This window comes from Novosphingobium sp. ZW T3_23 (assembly GCF_044987305.1).
In the GTDB taxonomy this organism is placed as follows: Bacteria; Pseudomonadota; Alphaproteobacteria; order Sphingomonadales; family Sphingomonadaceae; genus Novosphingobium.
This window is the reverse complement of record NZ_JBJDRF010000083.1, coordinates 1-16,341: the sequence shown is the minus strand read 5'-3', so window position 1 is coordinate 16,341 and position 16,341 is coordinate 1. Positions and strand designations below refer to the sequence as shown.

Genomic DNA, 16,341 nt, shown 5'->3' with positions numbered 1-16,341 from the left:
CCGTGACGTCACGGCGCTGCCCAGCCACCCGGGTTTCCTCAAGTGCGAGAAGGCCGGCGAGCGCGAGCTTCGGATCACCTACGACAAGGATCGCAGCAATGCTGGCGAGATTCTTTCGGCGGTCCAGGCCCAGGGCTTCGCGATCGTGGACGTCACCACCCGCGAGGCCGATCTGGAGGACGTGTTCGTCAGCCTGACGAGTTCCGTGGCGGCGTGAGTTATCTCTATCTGGCCATAGCCATCGTCGCGGAGGTTATCGCCACGTCCTTCCTGAAACAGTCGGAAGGGTTCACGCGGGGCCTGCCGACGGCGATCATGGCGGTGGGTTACGGGGTCGCCTTCTACTGCCTCTCGCTGGCGCTGCGCGGCATACCGACCGGCGTCGCCTATGCGATCTGGTCGGGCGTGGGCATCGTGCTGATTGCCGCCATCGCATGGATATTCCAGGGGCAGAAGCTGGACCTGCCCGCCATGATAGGCATCGTTTTGATCATGGCGGGTGTCATCGTCCTGAACCTCTTTTCGCAGTCCTCCGCACACTGACGCGGGCGGCCTGCGGGCACCGGCGACGCTGCACTGCAACATGATTGCCGCGCGCAAAGGCTTGCGAAGCTAATTATTGCGTCCCGGCGACAGTCCCGGCATGGAGCCGGCATGGCTACGCAGATCGATCCGAATAGCACGCAAGAGGTTCCCTGCCACGACGTGATCGTCGTCGGCTCCGGTGCGGCGGGCCTTACCGCCGCGCTGGCACTGGCGGAAAAGCTGAAGGTTCTGGTCCTTGCCAAGGGCGGGCTGACCGGTGGCTCCACGGCCTGGGCGCAGGGCGGCATCGCCGCGGTGCTCGATGCGGGCGATACGTTCGAGGAACATATCTCCGACACCATGATCGCCGGTGCAGGCCTCAACCGCCGGGACACCGTGGAATTCGTGATCGAGCGGGCGCCTCACGCGATCGAGCGGCTGGTCGAACTGGGCGTTCCCTTCAATACCGAGGGTAGCGAGCTGCACCTCACCCGCGAGGGCGGCCATTCGCACCGCCGCATCGTCCATGTGGCGGACGCCACCGGATGGGCGGTGCAGAGCGCGCTGCTCAAGGCGGCGGAGGATCACCCCAACATCACCCTGCTGCCGGGCCAGTCTTGCATCGATCTCATCACCGGGCGGCACGAACTGCGCTACTCGGGCTCAGGTAGGGTCTGGGGCGTCTATGCGCTCGACGAGAAGACGGGCCGCGTGGCAGCGCATACCGCCCGCGCGACGATCCTGGCCACCGGCGGGGCGGGCCGCGTCTACCAGTTCTCCACCGCGCCGCGCGGTGCCACGGGTGACGGCATCGCCATGGCCTGGCGGGCGGGGGCGCGCGTCTCCAACATGGAGATGATGCAGTTCCACCCGACCTGCCTCTATAACCTGGACGTCAAGAACTTCCTCATCACCGAGGCCGTGCGCGGCGAGGGCGGGCGGCTGCTCCACCCGGTCACCGGCCACCGCTTCATGCCCGATTACGACGCGCGCGCCGAACTGGCCCCGCGCGACGTGGTCGCCCGCGCCATCGACGACCAGATCAAGCGCTACGGGCTCGATTACGTCCACCTCGACATCAGCCACCAGCCCGAGGAATTCATCCGCGAGCACTTCCCCAACATCTACGAGAAGCTGCTGGGCCTGGGCATCGACATGACCAAAGAGCCGATCCCGGTCGTGCCTGCGCAGCACTATACCTGCGGCGGCGTGCTCATCGATCTCGATGGCAAGACCGACCTGCCGGGCCTCTATGCGGCGGGGGAATGCACCGAGAGCGGGCTCCACGGCGCCAACCGCCTGGCGTCCAACTCGCTGCTCGAATGCTTCGTTTTCGGGGAATCCTGCGCGGCCCATATCCTCGACCACTGGGACGCCTTCGATGCGCCGCCGCCGGTCCGCGCTTGGGACGAGAGCCGGGTGATCGATTCCGACGAGGAAGTCGTCATCAAGCAGAACTGGACCGAGATCCGCCGTTTCATGTGGAACTACGTGGGCATCGTGCGCACCACCAAGCGGCTGGAGCGCGCCATGCACCGCATCCAGATGCTCAATGGCGAAGTCGAGGAATACTACCGCCACTTCCGTGTCTCGACCGACCTGATCGAACTGCGCAACCTGCTCCAGACCGCCGAACTGATCGTCCGTTCGGCGCTGCACCGGCATGAGAGCCGGGGGCTCCACTTCACGCTGGACTACCGCGAGACGGAAGCGGAACCGCACGATACCGTGCTGGTGCCTTGAGGGGGCCGCACTAAGCCGACGTCGTACCCGTCATCCTGAACTTGTTTAGCTGCGCTGGCCTTCGGCTCAGGATCCATCTCGCCGAACGGGCTGCCGCTGATGGTCAGAAATGGATCCTGAACCAAGTTCAGAACGACGGGGTGTGTAGGGAGGAAGCGGTTCGGAGGCACATACCACGGCTACCCCGTAATGACGCAACGAAGTCCTCAACCCTCGACCGGCGCCGTCGTGACGCCGAGGTCAGGCAGGCCTACCGAGCGCTTGCCGGAAAAGTCCGTGCGCACCACGATCAGACCGTCCTTTTCCAGATAGTCGAGCAGACGCGCCACCCGGCGCGGGCTGCTGGTGCCGTAGATCCGGGCGAGGGTCATGTCGTCCGGGCAAGGCTGCCCGTCCATGGCCGCGCGGGCGATCATGTAGAAGGGCGCCAGCGCATCGTCGGGGACGTGCTTGGCCAGGTTGACCAGATCGACCCAGCGTTCCTCGTCGGGGTCCTCGATACCGGCCATGGCCGCCGCGAAGCCCCGGCGGAACATCGTGGCGTCCACGCCGCGCACCGAAATGCCCTTCATGCGGCAGCGGATTGTGAAGTCCTGGAACAGCGTGGTCGCGGACTGGAACGTGCACTCCGGATCCTGCGCCATCGCGTTCAGGATCTCCAGCATTGCCGCCCGGCTTTCCTCGGGCTCGGGTTCCGGTCGTTCGGGGCGCGGCGGCGGGGCTGCCGAGGCGGACTGGCCCAGCGCGATCGATTCGCTCAGCATGTCGACATCGACTGCCGGGCGCGGGGCGGGCCGGGCGAACTCCGGGCGTTCCGGTTCGACGTGGAGATTGTCGTGCAGCAATTCGCGCAGTTCGTCGGTCGATGCGGTGGGCAGCGGCATCAGGCCGGGGGTGATCGACTTGGCGCCGGTCAGCACCGAGCCGATGTTGACCGCCACCGGGCGGCGGCTGATCGCCGGGCCCAGGCCCAGGAACTGGCCGCGCGCCAAATCGCGGATCGATTCGGCCTGGCGCCGCTCCATGCCCAGCAGGTCTGCCGCGCGCACCATGTCGATGTCGAGGAAGGTGCGGCCCATCAGGAAGTTCGAGGCTTCGGCCGCCACGTTCTTGGCCAGCTTGGCCAGGCGCTGGGTGGCGATGACGCCTGCCAGACCGCGCTTGCGGCCACGGCACATCAGGTTGGTCATGGCGGCCAGACTGACGCGGCGGGCCTCTTCGGAAACTTCGCCGGCGGCGGCGGGCGCGAACATCTGCGCTTCGTCCACCACCACCAGTGCCGGATACCACTGCTCGCGCGGGGCATCGAACATGGCGTTGAGGAACTGCGCGGCGCACTTCATCTGCTGGTCGATCTCCAGCTCGTCGAGCGCCAGAACCACCGAGGCGCGATGCTCGCGGATGCGGGCGCCCAGCCGGACGATCTCGGCTTCCGCATAGGCGGCACCGTCGATCACGACATGGCCGAATTCCTCGGCCAGGCTGACGAAATCGCCTTCGGGGTCGATGACGACCTGCTGGACGATGGAGGCGCTCTCTTCGAGGAGGCGGCGCAGCAGGTGCGACTTGCCGGACCCGGAATTGCCCTGCACCAGCAGGCGGGTCGCGAGAAGTTCCTTGATGTCGATCTCGATCGACTCACCCTTCGGGGTCTGGCCGATCACGATATTGGCGCTCACGCCTGCTGCCTTGGGCAAGCCGGTCGCCGGAGGCAAGCGGAAGCAGCCGCTTTATCCATAACTTGAGTCGCAGGCCTGCCGCTTCGGCGGCGCCGAATCGCGGAAATCCGCGCCAGTCACCGGCCTGTCACAAGCGGCGCGCATAAGTTCGGAGATCATGACTCCTCCGGTTTCCCCCGATATCGACGACATCGAACAGCGACCTTTGCGGCTTGTCGTACTGGCAGGCCATGGCCTCGGCCCGGAAGGCGTCGATGCCCTTGCGGAGCGGTTCGGAGAGAAGCACCGCTGCCTGATTCCCCTCGCGGGAAGGCCGCTGATCGCGCATGTGCTGCAAACCGCCGCGCAGCATCCGCGCGTGGCCAGCCTTGCTGTCTGCGTCGAGCGGGAGGCTTTCGATCCGATTTGGGACGTGCTGACGCGCCTGCCGGGGCGCGGGTCCGTCGCGCTCGTCGAAGCGAGGGGCGATATCGCCGAAAGCGTCCGCGCCGCTGCGGAGGACTGGGACGGCCCGCTGCTGGTGACCACCGCCGACCATGCGCTGCTGAGCACGGAGTCGGTCGATGCCATGGCCGAGATGCTGGAAGGCTGCGACGTCGCCTTCGCGCTGGCGCGCCGCGATGCGGTGGAGGCGGCCCACCCTAAGGCCCTGCGCAGCTATATCGCCCTGCGCGACGGCGACTTCGCCACTTGCGACCTTTACGGCATGGCGAGCGCGCGCTTCGTCGATGCGGTGGACGTGTTCCGGGGCGCTCGGATCGGCGGGCGGGAGAGTTCCCGCATCCTGCGCGCGATCGGCTTGGTCGGGCTGGTGATGATCAAGCTGGGGCTGGAATCGCTGTCAGGCGCGGTCGTGCGGGCTTCGCGCCGGTTGGGCCTGCGCGTGAGAGCAGTGATCATGGCCGACGGCACCCAGGCGATCGATGTCGATAACGACCGCACTTATGCCATCGTGCGCGACCTGCTGGGCGATGCTTCGTCGGATGGCAGTGAATCGAATGGCAGCGAAACGGAATCCGCACGCGCCGTGGCGTGAGCAAGTCCGGACTCGTCCGGGGTGCCGGATTCCACCCACGACGGGGGGCGGCGAAAATTCCAGAAGCCCAAACGACTTTCGGGCCCCCTTGCGGGGGCCCGAAGGCTTTTGTCCAATCCTGATCTACAGGGATGATGGTGCGGTCAAGAAGACTCGAACTTCCACGGGCTTTCGCCCACAACGACCTCAACGTTGCGCGTCTACCAATTCCGCCATGACCGCTAAATCATCACCGGGGAGCTGCGAAGCCGCCCCTTGGCAGGAGCGCGCCACTAGCAAAGGGTTCCTGACCCGGCAAGAGGCTTCGCGCGATTATTTTCAAAAAGGGCGATTTTTTTTAGCCGCCTCTGATTTTCCGGCGGAAATGCGTGAGAAACGCAAAAACGCGCCCAGGCCTTCCGGTCGGGCGCGTCGAGATTCCGGCGGCGAGCCACCGGCGACTTGCGAGAGGTTACTGGGGTTTCCAGCCGATTTCGGCGGCGGATGCCGCCTTGGGAATGTCCGTCAGCGCTTCGTTGACCGTGATCGCCTCGCCCGGAGCCAGCTTGCGCTTCGAGGGCACCACTTCCTTTTCATAGACGATGCGGTCCCGCTTGTCGCGAAGCACGACCAGAAGCGAGGGCACCTTGCGGGCCTCGCTACCGACATTGCTGATGGTGCCGCTGACCGAGAAGAATTCCGTGCCGTCCGGCAGCGGCTTGCGGTCCTGCCGCTTGCGCGGGAAATCGAGTTGCAGGTCCGGCTGGGCCTGCGAGAACGTCTGGTGCGGGATCGGCAGCCAGTCGGGCAACCCGCCCCAGGCGACCGCGCCGGTGAGGCTCAGCGTCACGACGGCGAACAGCACCGAGCCGAAGGTCGCGATCCGCGTCCAGTTGCGACGCGGACGGAACGGCGGTGCGAAATCGAAGCTGGAGTGCCCTTCGTCGGCATAGTGGCCGGCGGTGGTGTCGTCGTAGACCGGGGCGGACTTGCGGGTGGCGCGATCGTCCGATGCCGTCGCGGTCGCGGCCGCTTCGTCGGGAGCTGCCGGAGCGGCAGGCGGCGCGGTTCGGCCGGGCACGCGAATGGCCTCTCGCGCGGCCTGCGGTGCCGGGGGGCTATCCTTTAAGGGGGCGGCCTGTAAAGGCACGGCCTGTACCGGGACGCCCTGAACCGGAGCAGCCGGGGCGGGCGGCGGCGTGAATGCGGGCTGCCGGGGCGGTTCCACCGGTTCGCCAGGCGTCGGTGCCTCAGGAAGCGGTCCGTCTGGAATCGGTTCAGCGGCAGGCGCCGCAGCTTCGGGGCCTTCCTGGAACCAGCTGTGGCGGCACTTGGCGCAGCGAACGGTGCGGCCGTCCACACCGACCGCACTGTCCGGCACGGCGTATCGTGTAGAGCAAGCTGGGCAAGCGATGATCATGATCGCAAGCTAAAGCACGAGTGACTCGGCCACGACAAGGCATCGACCTGTGGGCACAAGCCGGAACGCCCTTTTTTCCACATTCAATGCTCGCTATAGCCGCTATGTCGCCCGTTCGGACCAGACGCAGCACAGATTATACGAGCATGACCGCGGACGGGGAAATCGTTCATTTCGACAATGTCGGCTTGCGCTACGGCGCGGAGCGCGAGGTGCTGTCCGATCTTACCTTCACGCTGTTCGCGGGGCGGTTCTACTTTCTTACAGGTGCCAGCGGCGCGGGGAAAACCTCGCTGCTGCGATTGCTCTATCTGGCGCAGCGGCCCTCGCGCGGGGCGATCCGCATGTTCGGCACCGACGCCATCACCTTGGCCCGCAGTCGCCTGCCCAACCTTCGCCGACGGATCGGCGTGGTATTTCAGGACTTCCGCCTGATCCCCCACCTTTCCGCCTTCGACAACGTGGCCCTGCCGCTGCGGGTGGCCGGACATCAGGAGCGCGACATCGGCGATCCGGTCCGCGACATCCTCGAATGGGTCGGCCTGTCGGAAAAGATCGACGCGCGCCCGGCGACCCTTTCGGGCGGCGAGCAGCAGCGCGTGGCCATCGCCCGCGCCGTCATCGCCCGCCCGGCGATGCTGGTGGCGGACGAGCCGACCGGCAACGTCGATGCCGAAATGGCGCTGAAGCTGCTGCGCCTGTTCGAGATGCTGAACCGGCAGGGCACGACGGTCGTCGTCGCCACCCACGACCTCGACCTGCTCCGCAAGGTGCCCGACAGCCTGATCATGCGGCTGGACCGGGGGCGATTGGCCGATCCCACCGGCGCGCTGCGCTATCCTCCGCGCAGGCCGGCATGAGCGAGAGCCTGACCGTCGTATCCAAACGGCGCCGTTTCCTGCGCCTGCCTGGTTTCCGGCTCTCCTCCTTTTGGCCAGCCATCTTCTGGAGGCGTCTGGGCGTGCGCGGCGCGGAACTGATTCCGCAGACCCGCATGTCCGGACCGATGCCCTGGGTGATCGCGATCATGGTGGCGATGACCGCCATCGCGCTGGCCGCGGGCCTTGCGCTGGGCAACGCCATTTCTTCCGCGCGGGCCGAGATAGAGGGCGGCGTCACCGTGCAGGTGCTCGAACCGCGCGACGACATCCGGAGGCTGGAGACGAAAGCTGCCGTGGCGGCAATCCAGCGCCTCCCGCAGGTTGCCGGGCTGCGCGAAGTTCCGCAATCCGAACTCGACGCCCTGATCGAGCCCTGGCTCGGCACCGGGATTTCGGCGGCTAGCGGGGCGGCGATCCCGGTGCCGTCGTTGGTCGACGTGCGCCTGAAGGGACCGGCGACGGCGCAGCGCCTCTCTGCCATCGAGAAGGCCGTGTCTGCCGTCGCGCCATCGGCGAAAGTCGATGCGCAATCGACCTGGCTGGGGCCCGTGTTCGACGCGATGGTATCCTTGCAGGTGCTGTCGATCTCGCTGGTGGTGTTGCTGGCCGGCGCTCTGGCGGCGGCGGTACTGCTGGCGGCACGCTCTGCGCTGGGCGCCAATCGCGACGTGATCGAGATCGTCCATCTGCTGGGCGGCACCGATACCCAGGTCGCCAGGGTCTTCCAGCGCTCGATCGGTTACGATGCGGCGGGCGGCGGCACTGTCGGGCTGGCACTGGCGATGGTGGTGATTCTCTCGCTGGGACGACGGTTCGCCAGCCTGGGCGCGGGATTGGTGGATAGCGGCGCGCTTATCTGGAGTGATTGGCTGCTGCTGGCGCTGGTTCCGCTGCTCTCCACCCTGCTGGCCATGCTCACGGCACGGCTGACGGTGCTGCATGCACTGCGCAAGATGTTATAGCCTGCACAAGTCGCTATAGATCGCTCATGTTCCGCCGCACCGCCGCCTTCTTCCTGCTGATCTGGCTCTTCGGGTTCCTCTGGTTCGCGGTAACGCTGCCGGGGCCGCTCGACGATGCGACGCGGACCGATGCGGTGATCGTGCTGACCGGCAGCAAGGGACGGATCGAACGCGCGCTCTCGGTGCTGGACGCCGGGCGGGCACCGCGCCTGCTGATCTCGGGCGTCGATCGCGAGGTGAAGCCGCGCGAACTGGCGGCCGAGTTCCGCATTCCCGATCGCCTGCTGAAGTGCTGCATCACCCTCGGCTACGAAGCCTACGACACGCGCTCCAACGCCGTCGAGGCGGCGAACTGGCTGGCGCGGCGCAAGGCCCGGTCGGTGCGGCTGGTCACGGCGGACTGGCACATGCGCCGCGCGGCCTACGAACTGGCGCGCGAATTGCCTGACCATATCGATATTCGCGAGGACGGGGTGCCTTCCCGGCCGAGCCTGAGCACGCTGTTTCTGGAATATCACAAGTACGTCGGCCGCATGGCGCTCGACTTCTGGAACCGGCCCCCCTGGAAAGCCCATTGATGCGCGCCACTCCCTTCGACGTCATCCGCAGCCTCCTGTTCTATCTGGTGTTCTATCCCGGAACCCTGGTGTTCATCGCCGGCGTGGGCGTGACCTCGTTTATTGGAACCGAGCCGCTCCGGCGCGTGGTGCGCGGGTGGAGCCAGTTCCATCGCCTCTGCTGCCGCTGGATCCTGGGGATTCGGCTGAAGGTGGAAGGCACGATGCCCGAGGATGGCGTGCTGGTGGCGATGAAGCACGAAAGCTTCTTCGAAGCGATCGATCTGCCGGCGATGATGAATTTCCCCGCGCCATTCCCGAAGGGAGAACTGGTTCGCCTGCCGGGCTGGGGCTGGGCCGCGAGCCAGTACGGCGTGGTCGCGGTGGAGCGCGAACAGGGTGCCAAGGCCTTGCGCGCCATGGTCGCTTCGGCACGCAGCTTCGCCTCCAAAGGCCGGCCGCTGGCGATCTTCCCGGAAGGGACGCGGGTTCCGCATGGCCAGAGCATGCCGCTTCAATCGGGTTTCGCCGGACTCTACAAGCTCCTTGGCTTGCCGGTGGTGCCGGTGGCGGTCGACAGCGGCCGCTTCTACCATCGCCTCTGGAAGAAGCCGGGCACGATCACCTTCCGCGTCGGCGCGCGGATCGAGCCAGGACTTCCCCGTGACGAAGTGGAGGCACAAGTCCTGGATGCGATCAACGCGCTCAATCACTAGGATTTGGTGTTAGAATCTGGCGGATTTGCGGCCTCGCGCACGTCCACCCGCTGCCGTTCCAGCGTTACCGGACCGTAGCTGGTGAGGAAGGAGGCCCCGGCCGCATCCGGTCCGACACCGATCTTCGCGATCGCTGCCGGGTGCGCCATGCCGGTGGCGTCGATCAGATGCCAGGCGCCGTCCAGGAACACTTCGGCCACCGCGTGGAAATCCTGCGGCTCGACGCCGAGCCCGTAGACGCTGGCGAAACGCGCGGGGATGCCGCCGGCCCGGCACAGGCTGATGACGAGATGGGCATAGTCGCGGCAGACGCCCTGGCCAGAGCGGAAGCTGTCGGCCGCAGTGGTCCGGGCATCGCTGGCTCCCGGCACGTAGCGCATGTGCCCTTCCACCCAGTCGCGGATCGCCATGACCCGATCGCCACCGTTCAGATTTCCGAACCGATCGAGCACGAAGGTCTGGAACGTGTCCGAAGGGCAGAACCGCGAAGGCATGAGATAGTCTACCGTCTCCCCCGGAAGCAGGTGCGGCGGCACGGCGGCCAGTCCCTCGATCGGCATGACCATTCGGCAGGGCTCGACGATCGCTTCGTAGCGCAGGCTGAGGTGGTGCTCGGCCTGGAGCCAGATCCGTTCGCCGATGTTGTCGCAGCCGGGAACCCGCGCGAAATGCGCCACGGGAGGTAGCGCGATCCGGGCCTTATGGACGACCTGCTCGGGCAGGATCGCCGCCTCCAGTTGCAGGAGGATCGCGGTCGGACCGGACAGCGCGTATTCGAGTTCCGTTAGTATCGCGAGCTTCATCGGGGAGAACCGCCTGCCTGAACGACTTTCCCGTTCAAAGCGCGATCGCGGCTTCGGCTCCCGCCTTTGGAAGATTGCCCGGATCGGCCTCTTCTAGCCTGCTTCCTGTTCGTGATCGCCGCGTCCGAAGTCCGGGCGCGAATCGTCCTGGCCTTCCTCGATGATCGAGCGGCGGATCGCGCGGGTGCGGGTGAACTGGTCGAACAGCGCCTGCCCGTCGCCCACCCGGATCGCGCGTTGCAGGGCGGTAAGATCTTCGGTGAAGCGCTGGAGCATGGTGAGCACGGCTTCCTTGTTGGACAGGAACACGTCGCGCCACATCGTCGGGTCGGAAGCGGCGATGCGGGTAAAGTCGCGGAAGCCGCCCGCCGAATACTTGATGACTTCGCCCTGCGTCACGTCCTCCAGATCCGAAGCCGTGCCCACGATCGTATAGGCGATGAGGTGCGGTACGTGGCTGGTGACGGCGAGCACGAGATCGTGGTGCTCGGGCGTCATGATCTCGACATTGGCGCCGAGCGCCTCCCAGAAGCCGACGAGTTCGCTGAGCTTGACGAGGTCGGTCCGCGCCGCCGGGGTGACGATGCACCAGCGGTTGCGGAACAAGTGCGCGAAGCCCGCGTCGGGCCCCGAATTCTCGGTGCCGGCCACCGGGTGGGCGGGGATCACCATGTGGTCCGGCAGCGCCTCGCCCAGCGCCTTGGAGATAGCCTGCTTGCTGGAACCCACATCGCTGACGAGCGCGTGGGCGGGCAGGGCCGCGCGCACCTGTTCGGCGGCGAGGCCCATGACGCCCGGCGGCACGCAGAAGATCACGAGATCGGCGTGTTCGACAGCCTCTGCGGGGGATTCGCAGACCTTGTGGACCAGACCGCGCTCGGCGGCGCGCGCCCGGTGCGCGGGACTGAGATCGTAGCCGGTGGTCTGCGTGCCGGGCAGGTGCTCCTGCACCGCCAGGCCGATCGAGCCGCCCTGGAGGCCGAGGCCGATGATGGCGACGTTGCCGAAACTCATCGTGCGGCTTCCGCCATTTCGCGCAGGGCCGAGGCGATCACGTCCATGTCCTCGGGCTTGCCGATGGTGATGCGCAGTGCCTGCGGCAGGCCCTGACCCGGCAGCCAGCGGACGATGTAGCCCCGGTCGGCCAGTCCGTCGAAGGCGATTTCGGCAGTGAGCGCGCCTTCGAACAGCACCAGCACGAAATTCGCCTGGCTCGGCAGGGCGCGCAGGCCGTAGTTGCCCAGCGCATCCAGCTTCTCGACGAAGCGAGCGCGTTCGTCACGGTTATGGACGCGGCTGGCTTCCACGAAATCGGCGTCTCCCAGCGCCGCCAGGGCCATGGCCTGTCCGGTGCTGGAGACGTTGAACGGGCCGCGAATGCGGTTGAGCGTGGCGACGATGCCCGGCGCGCCGGTCGCCCAGCCGATGCGTTCGCCCGCGAGGCCGAAGATCTTGGAGAAAGTGCGCGTAACCAGCACGTTGTCATGCGCGGCGGCCAGCGCCAGCGAGCCGTCGTCGTCTTCGGGGGCGACATACTCGCCATAGGCCTGGTCGAGCACCAGCAGCACATCGGCGGGAAGACCGGCATGCAGGCGAGCGATCTCGCCCTTGGGCAGGTAGGAGCCGGTGGGATTGTTGGGATTGGCGACGAAGACCACGCGGGTCTTGTCCGTCACCAGCGCCAGCAGCGCATCGACGTCGGTGCCGTAGTCGAGATCGGGCGCCACCACCGGCGTCGCGCCGCAGCGCCGCGCGGCGATATCGTAGACCGAGAAGCCGTAGCGCACGTAGATCACTTCGTCGCCGAGCCCGGCATAACCCTGTGCGGCAAGGTTCAGCAGTTCGTCCGAACCGGTGCCCATCACCACGCGGGTAGCGTCCAGCCCGTGCTTCGCGGCGATCGCCTGGCGCAGGGCGGTGCTGTCCGGATCGGGATAGAGCGCGGGTACCTGTGCGCGGGCTTCGAGCGCCGACTGGCTGGTGCCGAGCGGGTTCTCGTTGGCAGATAGCTTGATCAGCGGCTTGCCGTCCTTGCCTTTCGACTTGCCCGGCACATAGGCATGGATCGCGTCGATCCACGGCTTGGGCTGCGGGGCGCCAAGGGGCGCAGAGGTCGGGCGAAGGGTCTGGCTGTCGGTCATGTCGGGGCCGGCCTTAGAGAGTGTTTGGAAAATGCCCAAGAGGGCATTTTAGCGGCACCGGCCCGCTCCCCCACCCTACCACCCGCAGGATACTACCGTTGGGTGGTAGGGTGGGGGAGCGGGCCGGTGCCGCGAAATTCGCCTTCAGCGAATTTCCAAACGGGCTCTTAGAGCATTTTCGGTCCGGAGGGAATCGTCTGGCCGAGGCAGCGGGAACGATTGACAGAAGCGCCGCCACACGCCCACTGATCGACCTGCGATGACGATCACCAACGCCACCAAAATCCTGAGCCTTGCCGAACCGCTTCCGCTCGACGGCGGGCAGAGCCTTCCCGATGTCCGCATCGCCTACGAGACGCACGGCACGCTCAACCCGGCGAAGGACAATGCCATCCTGATCTGCCACGCTTTGACGGGCGATCACCATGTCGTTTCCAACCACCCCAAGACCGGCAAGCCCGGCTGGTGGGTGCGCATGGTCGGGCCCGGCAAGCCGATCGACACCGATCGTTTCTTCGTGATCTGCGCCAATGTGATCGGCTCTTGCATGGGATCGACCGGTCCCGCCAGCCTGGCCGGGGACGGCAGCCCCTGGGGCATGCGTTTCCCGGTCATCACCATTCGCGACATGGTGCGCGGCCATGTCGCGCTGCTTGACGCTCTGGGTATCGAGAGCCTCCATGCCGTGGTCGGCGGATCGATGGGCGGGATGCAGGCGCTCAGCCTGGCCGCCAATTTCCCGGACCGCACCCGCGCGGCGCTGGTGATCGCCTCCACCGCACGCCATTCGGCGCAGAACATCGCCTTCCACGAAGTGGGCCGACAAGCGATCATGGCCGACCCGGAATGGCGCGAGGGCGCCTATTACGATCACGGGAAAGGCCCCGAGAAAGGCCTCTCGGTCGCCCGCATGGCCGCGCATATCACCTATCTGTCGGAAGCGGGTCTTACCGAGAAGTTCGGGCGCCGCCTGCAGGACCGCGAGGAAAAGACCTTCGGCTTCGATGCAGATTTCCAGATCGAATCCTATTTGCGCTACCAGGGGCTGGCCTTCACCGACCGCTTCGACGCGAACTCCTACCTCTACATCACCCGCGCCATGGACTATTTCGACCTGGCGGAGGAACATGGCGGCCTGCTGGCAAGTGCCTTCGCCGGCTCCAGGGCGCGGTATTGCCTCGTCAGCTTCGATACCGACTGGCTCTATCCCACCGCCGATTCCCGTAACGTGGTTCACGCGCTCAACGCGGCGGGCCTGCCGGTGAGTTTCGTCGAACTCTCGGCGCCTTATGGGCACGATTCCTTCCTGTTGGACGTGCCTGCGCTGGACCGCGTCGTCGAAGGCTTTCTGGGAGAGGGACGTTGAACGCGGCGGGAATCGAACTCAGCGACGAAGCTGCGCGTCTGGATATCGCACGCATCCATGGCTGGCTGGCGTCAAGCTATTGGACACCCGGCATCGAGCGCGCGCAAGTCGAGCGGCAGATCGCCGGTTCGCATTGCCTGGGCGCCTATCTGGCCGACGGCACGCAAGTGGGCTTCGCACGCGTCATTTCCGACCGCGCGAGCTTCGCCTGGCTGGCCGACGTATGGGTGGACGAGAGGGTGCGCGGACAGGGGCTGGGGCGCCGGATGGTGGGATGGTTCCTCGATAGCCCGGGCTATGCCGATATTCGCCGCTTCATGCTGGCCACCAAGGATGCGCACGGTGTCTATGCGAAGCTCGGCTTCACGCCGCTGGTGCGGCCGGACCGGCTGATGGAGAAGTTGTCCGGGCCGTTCGCCGCGATTTTGGAGGCGGATTCGTGAGCCTGCTGCGGCCCGATCTGGCGGTGATCGCCGCCCATGTCATGCCCGGCTCGCGGGTGCTGGACGTGGGCTGCGGCGACGGCACGCTGATGCAGGCCCTGCGTGACGACAAGCGTTGCGATGCGCGGGGCATGGAACTCGATCCCGGCAATGTCGGCCTCTGCGTCGGCAAGGCGCTTTCGGTGATCCAGGGCGATGCCGACAGGGATCTGGCCTTCTATCCCGACCAGTCGGTGGACTACGCCATCCTCTCGCAGACGCTGCAAACGACGATGCGGCCGGATCTGGTGCTGGAGCAGCTCCTGCGCATCGGCCGCCGCGCTTTCGTGAGCTTTCCGAATTTCGCCCACTGGCGCGTGCGGCTGTCGCTGCTGTGGCGGGGCCGCATGCCGGTGACGCGACTGCTGCCGATCGCCTGGTACGAAACGCCGAACATCCACCACCTCACCGTCAACGACTTCCGCGAGCTGGTTGGGACGCGCGGAATCGCGGTCGAAGGCGCGTGGTTCCTGTCGGGGGACCGGCAGTGCAGCTCGGCGGCGGCCAATTTCCGCGCCGAGCATGCGGTTTTCCTGCTGTCGCGGGAATAGCGGAGGCGGCTTTCGGCCGTCTGCCGGCTGTCGTCCCCCCTTGGCCGCCTCCTTGGCCGCCCCCTTAGCCGCCCATCTTCAGGCCGCAGTAGATGCCCAGCTTGTTGCCGTCCGGATCGCGCAAGTAGGCGCCGAAGGCATCGCGGGCCTGGGGCTTGGGTTCGGGGCCGCCTTCGTCGGTTCCGCCATGGGCAAGACCGGCTGCGTGCCAAGCGCGGACGGCGTCCTCCGTGGGGGCCTCGAAGATGATCGTGCCGCCGTTCGCATGCGTGGCCGGCTGGCCGTCGCGCGCGGCGCCGAGCAGGAACTTGAAGCCGTCGAGATCCCAGAGGACGATCGGATATCCGCCGGACACGGCGCAAGGCGCGACGCCGAGCGTGGCGAAAGTCGCGTCGTAGAAGGCGCGGGCCTTGTCGAGGTCGTTGGTTCCCAGGCGCAGGCTTTTCAGGATCATGCTTTCCTCCTCTCGATCTGTCGCGCTCAGGGGTGGAAGGCGATGTCGGCATGGTCAACCGCGGGCGCTCCGCCGCCACGATGATTGGCCCTGCTGCGGTGAAACCGGGACTTATCCACGCGTTTCGCGGGGCCTTGGAAAGGGGCGTTCCGGTTCGGGTGGACGCTTGCGAGCAGGTTTGGCATTCGAAATCGCCATGTGGCACATCTTCCAGTTTCCGCTCTGCCCCTTCAGCCGCAAGGTCCGGCTGCTCATGGCCGAAAAGGGCATCGCCTACGAACTCCAGACCGCGCGGCCCTGGGAAGGCGAGGACCGGCTGTTCGAGATGAACCCGGCGGGGCGCACCCCTGTGGTTCGGGAAACCGAGCGCGGCACGGTGATCGTCGATAGCCGCGCGATCTGCGAATATTTCGAGGAAACCGTCGATCGCAATCCGCAGATCAGCGGCACCGCCGTCCAGCGCGCCGAGATCCGCCGCCTGATCGCGATGTTCGACGAAAACTTCTACAACGACGTCTCGGGGCCCTTGCTCCACGAGCGGATGAAGAAGCGCCTCGTCCTGCGCCAGTCTCCCGATGCCAAGATCCTGCGCGAATCGATGAAGCTGGCGCACGACTATCTCGACTACATCGACTATCTGATCGACAACCGCCCCTGGCTGGCGGGCGCGACGATGACGCTGGCGGATCTCGCCGCCGCCGCGCAGATTTCCGTGGCGGACTATCTTGGCGGGCTGGACTGGTCGAGCCACGAGCAGGCGCGCGGCTGGTATCTGGTGATGAAGTCGCGGCCCTCGTTCCGGCCGCTGCTCAGCGAGCGCATGGAAGTGATCCAGCCGCCGAGCCACTATGCCGAGGTGGATGCCTGAGGAACAAACCGTCGTCCCGGACTTGATCCGGGACCGCTGGCAAATCTTGAGGCGATAGCTGGCAGTAAAGCGCCCCGGCGCGAGGTGAGCCGTTCACTGCCAGCGGTCCCGGGTCAAGCCCGGGACGACGACGATCGATCAGTTCGCCGCGCGGTAGCTTTCAAGGATATCGCGGCGC

17 protein-coding genes, 1 tRNA gene and 1 pseudogene are annotated in these 16,341 nt (G+C 66.5%); 12 read left to right on the top strand and 7 right to left on the bottom strand.

Annotated elements, in window-relative coordinates; genetic code table 11:
* The 3 genes and pseudogenes from ACI3K3_RS24060 to nadB all read left to right on the top strand — a co-directional run.
* Positions 1–217, top strand: a pseudogene (locus ACI3K3_RS24060) (ABC transporter ATP-binding protein); the annotation flags it as partial.
* Positions 214–543, top strand: a complete 330-nt coding sequence (locus ACI3K3_RS24055) for a DMT family transporter (protein ID WP_404918371.1) — start codon at positions 214–216, stop codon at positions 541–543. The pseudogene ACI3K3_RS24060 and the gene ACI3K3_RS24055, both read left to right, overlap by 4 nt.
* Positions 544–654: 111 nt before the next feature.
* The gene (gene nadB / locus ACI3K3_RS24050; RefSeq protein WP_404918369.1) at positions 655–2,268 is read left to right on the top strand and encodes an L-aspartate oxidase; all 1,614 of its coding nucleotides are present in this window, start codon (positions 655–657) and stop codon (positions 2,266–2,268) included.
* Between the two features lie 206 nt (positions 2,269–2,474).
* Here nadB and ACI3K3_RS24045 read toward each other — a convergent pair whose 3' ends face one another.
* Positions 2,475–3,947, bottom strand: a complete 1,473-nt coding sequence (locus ACI3K3_RS24045; RefSeq protein ID WP_404918367.1) for a helicase HerA domain-containing protein — start codon at positions 3,945–3,947, stop codon at positions 2,475–2,477.
* Between the two features lie 157 nt (positions 3,948–4,104).
* Between ACI3K3_RS24045 and ACI3K3_RS24040 the strand changes: the two genes are divergently transcribed.
* Positions 4,105–4,983, top strand: coding sequence for an NTP transferase domain-containing protein (locus ACI3K3_RS24040; RefSeq protein ID WP_404918365.1), 879 nt, complete (start codon positions 4,105–4,107; stop codon positions 4,981–4,983).
* A 135-nt stretch (positions 4,984–5,118) separates the two neighbouring features.
* On the opposite strand, the gene ACI3K3_RS24035 is transcribed toward ACI3K3_RS24040, so the two are convergent.
* Together ACI3K3_RS24035 and ACI3K3_RS24030 are read right to left on the bottom strand one after the other, a co-directional pair.
* Positions 5,119–5,205: transfer RNA gene (locus tag ACI3K3_RS24035), tRNA-Leu, on the bottom strand.
* 229 nt (positions 5,206–5,434) lie between these two features.
* Positions 5,435–6,382 carry a zinc-ribbon domain-containing protein gene (locus ACI3K3_RS24030; protein ID WP_404918363.1) on the bottom strand — a complete coding sequence of 316 codons (948 nt, stop codon included), beginning with the start codon at positions 6,380–6,382 and terminating at the stop codon, positions 5,435–5,437.
* A gap of 146 nt (positions 6,383–6,528) precedes the next feature.
* Between ACI3K3_RS24030 and ftsE the strand changes: the two genes are divergently transcribed.
* The 4 genes from ftsE to ACI3K3_RS24010 all read left to right on the top strand — a co-directional run bounded on the left by ftsE (position 6,529) and on the right by ACI3K3_RS24010 (position 9,498).
* Positions 6,529–7,242, top strand: coding sequence for a cell division ATP-binding protein FtsE (ftsE, locus tag ACI3K3_RS24025; RefSeq protein ID WP_313441136.1), 714 nt, complete (start codon positions 6,529–6,531; stop codon positions 7,240–7,242).
* A 134-nt stretch (positions 7,243–7,376) separates the two neighbouring features.
* Positions 7,377–8,225: a cell division protein FtsX gene (locus ACI3K3_RS24020; RefSeq protein ID WP_404918374.1), complete on the top strand. Its 849-nt coding sequence runs from the start codon at positions 7,377–7,379 to the stop codon at positions 8,223–8,225.
* 26 nt (positions 8,226–8,251) lie between these two features.
* On the top strand, positions 8,252–8,803 hold the full coding sequence (locus tag ACI3K3_RS24015) for a YdcF family protein (protein ID WP_313441138.1): 552 nt from the start codon (positions 8,252–8,254) through the stop codon (positions 8,801–8,803).
* Positions 8,803–9,498 (top strand): lysophospholipid acyltransferase family protein, encoded by a 696-nt coding sequence (locus tag ACI3K3_RS24010; RefSeq protein ID WP_404918360.1) that lies wholly within the window; start codon positions 8,803–8,805, stop codon positions 9,496–9,498. The genes ACI3K3_RS24015 and ACI3K3_RS24010 overlap by 1 nt, the downstream gene beginning before the upstream one ends.
* On the opposite strand, the gene ACI3K3_RS24005 is transcribed toward ACI3K3_RS24010, so the two are convergent.
* From ACI3K3_RS24005 to hisC, 3 genes are all read right to left on the bottom strand, one after another.
* Complete coding sequence (locus ACI3K3_RS24005; RefSeq protein WP_404918358.1) at positions 9,495–10,301, bottom strand: transglutaminase family protein; 807 nt, start codon at positions 10,299–10,301, stop codon at positions 9,495–9,497. The two genes, ACI3K3_RS24010 and ACI3K3_RS24005, sit on opposite strands and share 4 nt — an antisense overlap.
* Positions 10,302–10,394: 93 nt before the next feature.
* Positions 10,395–11,315, bottom strand: coding sequence for a prephenate/arogenate dehydrogenase family protein (locus tag ACI3K3_RS24000; protein WP_404918356.1), 921 nt, complete (start codon positions 11,313–11,315; stop codon positions 10,395–10,397).
* Positions 11,312–12,442: a histidinol-phosphate transaminase gene (hisC, locus tag ACI3K3_RS23995; RefSeq protein WP_404918354.1), complete on the bottom strand. Its 1,131-nt coding sequence runs from the start codon at positions 12,440–12,442 to the stop codon at positions 11,312–11,314. The genes ACI3K3_RS24000 and hisC overlap by 4 nt, the downstream gene beginning before the upstream one ends.
* A 259-nt stretch (positions 12,443–12,701) precedes the next feature.
* Here hisC and ACI3K3_RS23990 point away from each other — a divergent pair, with 259 nt between their 5' ends.
* The 3 genes from ACI3K3_RS23990 to metW are packed head-to-tail and all read left to right on the top strand — an operon-like array spanning position 12,702 to position 14,841.
* Positions 12,702–13,808: a homoserine O-acetyltransferase gene (locus ACI3K3_RS23990; protein WP_404918352.1), complete on the top strand. Its 1,107-nt coding sequence runs from the start codon at positions 12,702–12,704 to the stop codon at positions 13,806–13,808.
* Complete coding sequence (locus tag ACI3K3_RS23985; RefSeq protein WP_404918350.1) at positions 13,805–14,251, top strand: GNAT family N-acetyltransferase; 447 nt, start codon at positions 13,805–13,807, stop codon at positions 14,249–14,251. The genes ACI3K3_RS23990 and ACI3K3_RS23985 overlap by 4 nt, the downstream gene beginning before the upstream one ends.
* Positions 14,248–14,841 carry a methionine biosynthesis protein MetW gene (metW, locus tag ACI3K3_RS23980; RefSeq protein ID WP_404918348.1) on the top strand — a complete coding sequence of 198 codons (594 nt, stop codon included), beginning with the start codon at positions 14,248–14,250 and terminating at the stop codon, positions 14,839–14,841. Before ACI3K3_RS23985 ends, metW begins: the two co-directional genes overlap by 4 nt.
* Before the next feature lie 64 nt (positions 14,842–14,905).
* Here the strand turns inward: metW and ACI3K3_RS23975 are convergent, their stop codons facing one another.
* On the bottom strand, positions 14,906–15,295 hold the full coding sequence (locus ACI3K3_RS23975; RefSeq protein WP_404918346.1) for a VOC family protein: 390 nt from the start codon (positions 15,293–15,295) through the stop codon (positions 14,906–14,908).
* Positions 15,296–15,491: 196 nt separating this feature from the next.
* On the opposite strand from ACI3K3_RS23975, the gene ACI3K3_RS23970 reads away from it, so the two are divergent.
* Positions 15,492–16,163, top strand: a complete 672-nt coding sequence (locus ACI3K3_RS23970) for a glutathione S-transferase family protein (protein WP_147221670.1) — start codon at positions 15,492–15,494, stop codon at positions 16,161–16,163.
* The last annotated feature ends 178 nt before the right edge of the window (positions 16,164–16,341 follow it).

Excerpts from the sequence above, each read along its gene's own strand:
- nadB (WP_404918369.1), top strand. The coding sequence starts at position 655 with ATGGCTACGCAGATCGATCCGAATAGCACGCAAGAGGTTCCCTGCCAC.
- ACI3K3_RS24040 (WP_404918365.1), top strand. The coding sequence starts at position 4,105 with ATGACTCCTCCGGTTTCCCCCGATATCGACGACATCGAACAGCGACCT.
- ACI3K3_RS24030 (WP_404918363.1), bottom strand. The coding sequence starts at position 6,382 with ATGATCATCGCTTGCCCAGCTTGCTCTACACGATACGCCGTGCCGGAC.
- ftsE (WP_313441136.1), top strand. The coding sequence starts at position 6,529 with ATGACCGCGGACGGGGAAATCGTTCATTTCGACAATGTCGGCTTGCGC.
- ACI3K3_RS24020 (WP_404918374.1), top strand. The coding sequence starts at position 7,377 with ATGTCCGGACCGATGCCCTGGGTGATCGCGATCATGGTGGCGATGACC.
- ACI3K3_RS24015 (WP_313441138.1), top strand. The coding sequence starts at position 8,252 with ATGTTCCGCCGCACCGCCGCCTTCTTCCTGCTGATCTGGCTCTTCGGG.
- ACI3K3_RS24010 (WP_404918360.1), top strand. The coding sequence starts at position 8,803 with ATGCGCGCCACTCCCTTCGACGTCATCCGCAGCCTCCTGTTCTATCTG.
- ACI3K3_RS24005 (WP_404918358.1), bottom strand. The coding sequence starts at position 10,301 with ATGAAGCTCGCGATACTAACGGAACTCGAATACGCGCTGTCCGGTCCG.
- ACI3K3_RS24000 (WP_404918356.1), bottom strand. The coding sequence starts at position 11,315 with ATGAGTTTCGGCAACGTCGCCATCATCGGCCTCGGCCTCCAGGGCGGC.
- hisC (WP_404918354.1), bottom strand. The coding sequence starts at position 12,442 with ATGACCGACAGCCAGACCCTTCGCCCGACCTCTGCGCCCCTTGGCGCC.
- ACI3K3_RS23990 (WP_404918352.1), top strand. The coding sequence starts at position 12,702 with ATGACGATCACCAACGCCACCAAAATCCTGAGCCTTGCCGAACCGCTT.
- ACI3K3_RS23975 (WP_404918346.1), bottom strand. The coding sequence starts at position 15,295 with ATGATCCTGAAAAGCCTGCGCCTGGGAACCAACGACCTCGACAAGGCC.
- ACI3K3_RS23970 (WP_147221670.1), top strand. The coding sequence starts at position 15,492 with ATGTGGCACATCTTCCAGTTTCCGCTCTGCCCCTTCAGCCGCAAGGTC.